This window comes from uncultured Nevskia sp. (assembly GCF_903885465.1).
In the GTDB taxonomy this organism is placed as follows: Bacteria; Pseudomonadota; Gammaproteobacteria; order Nevskiales; family Nevskiaceae; genus Nevskia.
Genome location: NZ_CAISIQ010000542.1, coordinates 1 through 7,182, shown reverse-complemented (window position 1 = coordinate 7,182; position 7,182 = coordinate 1). Strand labels below are relative to the sequence as shown.

Below are 7,182 nucleotides of genomic sequence, written 5' to 3'. Positions count from 1 at the left end.
TCGCCTTCAGCTGCTTGAGCACCTTGGAGCGAACCTGCAGCAGATAGCCGAACTGGAACACTGCGAGGGCGGCACCGATGAAGCCGACGAACAGGATCAGGTAGCCGATCGACTCACCCTTCTCGATACGTTCCATCAGATCCGGACGCAGCGAGTAAATGGTCAGCAGCACGCCGCGAGTTGGATCGACGACCGTCTTGGCGTAGCCCGACTTGGCTTCCTGCAGGGCCTTGGCGGCATCCTGGAACTTGTCATCCGGCTGCCGTGCCATCACTGCCAGCGACTTCTCGGACGGCAGGTAGGACAGGAACTTGCCGTTGCTCATCGCATTGAACGGACCGACACGAACCACGGTGGCATCGGCAGGCGCGCCACCCGGGGTGACGATCTTGGTGTTGAAGCGCACGACCTTGCCGCTCTCAGTCATTTCACGCTGCAGTTCGAACCAGAAGCGTTCCAGCGTGGCGATCGACGGAACCGCCTTGGTCGCCGACAGCTTGCTCATGAAGTCCTCGCGCTCCGGGAACTGTGCCGAGATCATCGACATGCGAACCACGGACGAGAAATCGTTCGACACCTGACGGACCACACCGAACAGTTCGCCAAGGTTGCCGCTGCGGGCTTCCAGCTGCGCCTGCAGTTCGCCGATCTTCTTCTCGTTGGAGTCGAAGGCGGTGGCCAGATCGGTACCACGCTTGCGCTGCTTGGTCAGCTCGGTCTGGGCTTCGGCCATCAGCGAGGACTGCTTGTCGACTTCGGCCTTGAACTTCGCTTCGCGTTCCGCATTCAGCTGCTCTTCGCGCTGGCGGACGGTCTTGGTCTGTTCAAGCAGATCATCGAGGGTTGCGGGAGCTGCCTGAGCGCTCGCTGCCAGCAGCGCACCCAGACTCATGGCGGCCGTGACGAAGACGGACGCGATCATATTCTTGCGGGACATTACTTGGCCTCCACGGGTGCGTGCACAGGAACAAACAGGAAATCGGGAGCGGCTTGTTTCTTGGCGATCTTCAAACCGGACTTGGCTTCCATCTCGAAGCTGTTGTCGATTTTCCAGGCCTTGGCGTCGGCATCCCAGAAGCCGGTTTCCTTGCCATCGAGCGTCTGGTAAAGCAGGGCCACGCGGCCGGCGCGAATGAAGTCGACCGTCTTGTCGTCGACCTTGCCTTGATAGGCTTCGATGGTGCGGCCGTATTCACTTTCGATCTGGTAGCCCTCGACGATGCGGCGATACTTCTCGGAGACCGAGATGTCGGCGCGACCCATCATTTCCTTCAGGCCGGCGATGCGCTTGGCGCGTTCATCCGGCAGGAAGGGCGTGTCGAGCTTCACGAAGGTATCGAGCGTGGCCAGCATGTTCGACATCAGCGGCGTCACTTCGCGCGCCGTCTTGTCGATCTCCGCCAACTGTCCGTTGAGTGCTGCGATCTCTTCGTCCTGTGATTTTGTCTGCGTGGCCAGCTGATCGTTGTAGTCCTTCAGGCTGCTGGTTTCGGTCAGCGCCTGACGATAGTTGGCAACGATGCCAACCACGGCGTCATCCATCTGATCGATGCGCTTCTGAGAGTTCTTGCCCGATTCCTCGGCTTTCGACTGCTCACCGATCGCGGCCTTGACCGGCGCATCGGCAGCGATGGCGAAATCACCGAGATAGAGAGCACACAGCAGTACTGCTGCAGTGGTGCCGGTCAGCTTCTTCAAGTTGATGCTCATGAGTTCACCTGCCTTTTTCGTGTCCTGGCGCCGCAGCCGGAAAGCTGCAGCAGTTGATGGTGTGGAGTCGCAGTAGCGGTCTTCATCAGTAGTCCAGCTTGGCTTGGAACTGGATTGCAGTTCCCGGCATTACCGAAACGAGATTGACGTTGGTATCGCCGGTGCCAGCGCGGAAGTAGCGCTTGTCGAGCACGTTGAAGCCGCTGAGCTTCAGATGGAGACGGTTGTGGTCGTAGGTGAAGCCGGTGTTCATCGTGAACGACATCGGCAGTTCCACCGTCTTGGTGCGATCCAGATAGAACGCGGAGAAGCGCTGACCATCGACGTGCACACCGAAACCGGCCGGCAGCTTGTAGTCGATGTTCACGCCCGCCTGATACCGCGGTTCGCCGACACGATCGAGATAGAGCTGACCAAGATCAGCTGGCAAGACCAGCTGCACGCGACCACCGTAGACGAAGGCTTCCGCCGGATAGAGCACGGAGCCATCGGCAGCGAGAATGTCCTGGAAGCCGAGCTGGCGACCGGTCAGCTGCAACTGGGAGTTGGTGTTGAACACGTACTTCTGATGCTGGCCGACGGCGTAGAAGCCGACGTGGAGCTTGCGGGTCGGATTGGCGTCGATCTGCATTTCCAGACCGCGGGTCTTCGTCGCCGAGGAATCGGCACCGGCGGTCGGATCGCTGGGATTCGACACGTCGCTGCGCAGCTGGCGGTACATCGCCACCGAGGCAAACAACTTGCCGCGGAACCAGTTGCCCTTGATGCCGGCTTCGCTCAACTTCGAGCGACCGATATGACCACCCGGCGCCGTGACGATCGTGTTTTGCACGATGTTGTTGGAAGCATCGAGAATCACCGAAGCATCGGCAATGGTGAAGTAAGGACGGATGCCGAACGGCAGCTGATGCGAGAGGCTGATGCTCCAGGTCTTGCCGTCGTCCCAGGCTGGGCCGTAGTCGCAGCGGCCGGACTGTAGTTCCGGCACCAAAGTCGTGGATTCCGAGATGTACTTGGAGGTGAGCGCGTTGCCGCCTGATGGAGGCAATGCACAGGAGTTGGCCAGCGACGGCGCCTGCTGGTTGTTGTGGGCGTATTCGATGTCACGTGCCGTTGAACCATCCCAGCGTCCGCCGAGTGTCAGATTGGTGTTCTTGAAGATGTTGATGTCGAACATGAAGCCGGCACCGAACTCGTCATAGACGCTGCGCCGTTCGGCTTCGGCCGGTGCGCCGGTCAGCCACGACGGATCGTTTAGCTGGTTGGCGAACTTGGTATTCGGATAGTGCTGGCCGTCGCCATACTGAGGATCGCCACGCAACACGTCCTGGCGGTAATCGAAGTCGCCGCTGGAGCTGCGGATATAGCCGCCGGTGCGCCGGTAACTGATCGAACTCAAGGTGTTGACGTCGACCCAGCCTGGCAGCCATTTCTCCGGCAGGCGCCGGGTGACGGTGAACTTCTCTTCGAAGCGATGGATGCCCTGCTTTTCGCCGTAAGGCAGATAGGAATCCTTGTAGGTATCGAGGTTGTCCGAGAAGGTCTGGATCTTCATCGTGAAGTCCGGATCCGTGTCATAGACCAGATCGAACCAGGCCAGACCGACGTTGGCGTTCTGCAGGCGCTCGTAGGAGCCGTTGCGGCGGTAATCGACTTCAGCGAAGCCGGTGGTGGTCGGATCGAGGAAGAAGCCGAGCGGCAATGAGCCGGAAGCAGGCGTCACGCCCTTGCCAAGCGCGGCTGCTGCGCGCAGCGCACCGGTCGGATCCTTGCTCGGGTTGTCTTTCAGGTATTGGTTGAGCGAATCCGGAATACCGGCCTGCACCGGGAAGTGACCCGGCAAGCACCAGCCGCCGGGACCGGCGAACTTGGGATCGGCACCCGGCGCGGCACCAGTGCCCGAACACTTCGGCCAGTTGAAGCGCTGATCGAGCGGGCGATTGGCGGCGCTGACGTTGCCGTTCACTGGCGAATTCGCATGCTGCTCGCGCTGACCGACGAAGCCGTCACCGGCGCCATCCTTGTTGGCGCCAGCACCAGCATCGAGATTGACCAGCGGGCTGCCGCGTACGTAGGTGCCGTTGTCGATCAGGCCCTGGGTGACGCGGTTCATGTAACCGCCAGAGGTCTGCGAGTTCTGGATCTGAACACCGCTTTCGACGCGGAACATGCCGACGTTGTTGAGGCTGAGCGCCGACTGCAACAGGCGCTGGCGAACATTGACCTGGCGCACGTAGGTGCCGGAATTCTCGACCAGGCCGTAGGTGTAGAAGCCGCCCTGCTTGCCGGCGATATCGACCGGGCCGCCGACTCCGGTGGTCGCTTCGAGCTTCTCGAAGGAACCGGTGACTCCCTGCACGAAGCCGTTCAGATCACTGAGGTAGGTGCCGTTCTTGGCCTTGCCGCCGGAGCGCGGCGTCTGGTCGACGTAACCACCGATGCGGCCAAGGCCGTAGATCGGCGGTGCGGCGCCCTTGACGATTTCCATCGACGACAGCGACGACAGATCGGTGCGGTAATGGCCTTGCGCGGTGATGCGCTTCATGCCGCGCCAGTAGACGTCGGCCGGAATGCCGCGGACGTTGATGCCGCCCTGCAGGCCGTAGCGCGTGGTCGTGTAGGTGCCGGGCACGGCGCGGACGATGTCTTCGATCGCGTTGATGCCGAGCAGGTTCAGCGTGTCTTCGTTGATCAGCGAAACCGCGCGCGGCGTTTCCAGCAAGGGCTTCGCGAAGCCGCCACCACCCACCGCCTCGCTGGCGATCGACGGAATGGCGCTGGCGTTGACCACCATGTCACTGAGCACCGAGGCCTCAGCAGGCGCGGCTCCCTCCGCGGCGGCTGGTGTTCCCTGCGTCGCCGGCGGTGGAGCCGGTGTCTGGGCGTAGGCCATTCCGGTCGGAACCAGGATGGCGAGGGCGGCGGTCAAATCCTTCGTGGCGTCACGAAGGTTCCGGCCGGATTTCCGAAGCTTTCTGCGGCTGCTCATGGCGTTCCCCGTGGATGTCAGTTGGGCGCCGTACACAGTTGTTGTGTTACGGCGTCCCTGCTCATGTGACGGGAACGCTGCGGGCTACCCTACCCCGCGGGATGAACTAGAAATCAGCTCTCAGAAATCACGTCGCACGGTTAACTGGAAACGACGCCCCGGAAGTGCCGATACCGGCAGATCAGCCAGCGTGTCGCCATTGCGTGCGCGGAAGTAGCGTTGATTGGTGAAGTTGAAGACATCCGCCTTGAAATGCCACTTGTGCCATTCGCGAAACACACCGGCATTGAATACGCGGGCTTCTGGCAGTTCCGTCAGCTGCAGGCGGCCGGCAGAAACACTGGATAGATAATTGCCACTCAGCGTGAAACCGAAACCGGAGCTGACCAGGAGCTGCGTGGTGAAGCCGAGTTGTGTATTCGGATTGCCCTGCTTTTCCTTGTAGTACTCCACACCGGCTGGCAGTGCGACGAAGGCGCGGCCGCCATACAGAAAGGCTTCGGCTGGATAGACGACCGCTCCAGTCGCCGGGTCGATGACATCCTTGAAGCCCAGTGCACGGGCATCAACCTGGATATTGCCGCCGCGGTTCGGCGTGTAATAGGTCTTCTGATTCAGCGCATACAAGGTCATCAGGAAGTTGCGCGTCGGCACCCACTTCAGTTCGCTTTCCCAGCCGCGCGTGCGGGTACCGGCCACTTCGCTGTTGGCCAGGCTGGGATCGCCGATGCTGTCGATGCTGACCCGGCGCTGTTCGTAGGCGGCGCTGCTGAAGAACAGCGAGCGTTCGAGCAGGCTGGCCTTGATGCCGAACTCGACGAACCGCGAAGCACCGATATGACCCAGGCCGATCTGCGCGTTGCTGAGACGGTTGATGTTGTTGTCGAGGGTCAGGCTGGAATGCGCGTAGGTGGCATAGGGCACGATCCGGCCGGGCAGCCGCTGCGACAGACTGATACTCCATGAAGTGCCATCGTCCCAACCGCTCGCGGAAACATCGCTGGGCGCGAAGACGCCGGGATTGGCCGAGGTGCCACGGATGGTGTCCAGCGTGCCGGCATATTCGACATTGCTGGCATTGGAGCCGTCGAAGCGATAGCCGACCAGCAGATTGGTGCCGGTCGAGAAATCGATATCGAACAGCGCCGCCGCGCCCATCTCGGTGAACTTGGTCTTGCCGTGCACGGTGTACGGAAAGCCGTCGTTGTTGATGTCGTCATTGGCGGTGCAGACGGCGAACGTGGTGTTCGGCGTCATGCCGCCGTTGTCGTTGCTCCAGGTGCTGGCGGTGGCATCGGTGCGGTTGTTGCTGAAGTCGCCGAAACACTGCGAGACCGGCGCATAGGTGCTGCGATAGTTCAGCGAACCGAGCATGTTGATGCCGATCCACGACGGCAGATTCTTCAGGCGCCGGGTCACCGTCAGCTTGTCTTCCCAGATGCGCGGATTCTGATCGGTGCCGAACGGCTGCTCGGATTCCTTGTACTGATTCATCGAATCGAAGAACAGCTGGTTCTTGATCGTGAAATCCGGATCGTCGTCGTTGATCAGATCGATGTAGCCGGTCGCGAGATCCGCTTCCAGGCGCTTCTCGTACGCGGCAAAACGGCGGATATCGAGCTTGCCGTAGCCGGTGGTGCGCGGATCGAGCGCCATGCCGATCGGCACCGAGCCGGACATCGGCTTCGGTCCACCGACGCCCTGGGCGCGCAGCAGGCCACCCGGGTCTGCTTCCGGATGCGCGGTCAGATAATCGAACAGGGTCTGCGGAATGCCGCTGACCTTGGCGAACTGATCCAGCCGCAGCGGTTTGCCGGCCTCGTCGTACTGCCAGGCAAAGGTCTGCGCCAGCGGCTGATTGCCAGAACTGAGATTGCCGACCACCGGCGAACCGCGCTCCATCTCCAGATAGCCGATCCGGCCATTGTCGTTGGCATCGAGATTGACCAGTGGCACGCCCTTCACGTAGCGGCCGGTATCGGCAACGCTCTGCGTGAAGCGGCCGATCAGTGCGCCGGCCGTCACCGAGCGCTGCAGGCTGATGCCGGACTCCATCCGGAAGCGCCCGGCGACGCGATTCAGATTGGTCGACACCTGCAGCAGCTGAGCATCGTTAGGCACGCCGCGCGCATAGGCATTGGCGCTCGACAGCGCGCCGAACACCGCATAGCCGCCCTGACGATTGGCGACTTCGAGTGGGCCATTGATGCCGAAGCTCACCTCGCGGTGCTCGTAGCTGCCGGCGATCAGTTGCACGAAGCCGTGATCGTCGAGGCCGTGTTCGCCCTCGCCGATCCGTGACGATCGCGGCCGTACGTTGGTGTAGCCGCCGACCTTGCCCATGCCGTAGATCGGCGATGGCGGGCCCCGCACGACTTCGATCGAGTCGTTTGCCGACAGCACGCTGTTGACATGCCCCTGCAAGTACAGCCGCTTCATGCCGCGAAAAAAAGTATCGGACGGCACCGAGCGCACGTCGATGC

General features: G+C 61.6%; 3 protein-coding genes and 1 pseudogene. All 4 read right to left on the bottom strand.

Going from position 1 to position 7,182, the window contains the following annotated elements:
- A pseudogene (locus QZY06_RS20920) lies at positions 1-937 on the bottom strand (hypothetical protein); the annotation flags it as partial.
- Positions 937-1,710: a DUF3450 domain-containing protein gene (locus tag QZY06_RS20915; RefSeq protein WP_295687890.1), complete on the bottom strand. Its 774-nt coding sequence runs from the start codon at positions 1,708-1,710 to the stop codon at positions 937-939. The pseudogene QZY06_RS20920 and the gene QZY06_RS20915, both read right to left, overlap by 1 nt.
- An 85-nt stretch (positions 1,711-1,795) precedes the next feature.
- Positions 1,796-4,699 (bottom strand): TonB-dependent receptor plug domain-containing protein, encoded by a 2,904-nt coding sequence (locus tag QZY06_RS20910; protein ID WP_295687888.1) that lies wholly within the window; start codon positions 4,697-4,699, stop codon positions 1,796-1,798.
- A gap of 120 nt (positions 4,700-4,819) precedes the next feature.
- On the bottom strand, positions 4,820-7,182 hold a 2,363-nt coding region (locus QZY06_RS20905; RefSeq protein ID WP_295687886.1), incomplete at its 5' end, for a hypothetical protein.

Coding starts and splice junctions, on each gene's coding strand:
- QZY06_RS20915 (WP_295687890.1), bottom strand. CDS start 1,710: ATGAGCATCAACTTGAAGAAGCTGACCGGCACCACTGCAGCAGTACTG.
- QZY06_RS20910 (WP_295687888.1), bottom strand. CDS start 4,699: ATGAGCAGCCGCAGAAAGCTTCGGAAATCCGGCCGGAACCTTCGTGAC.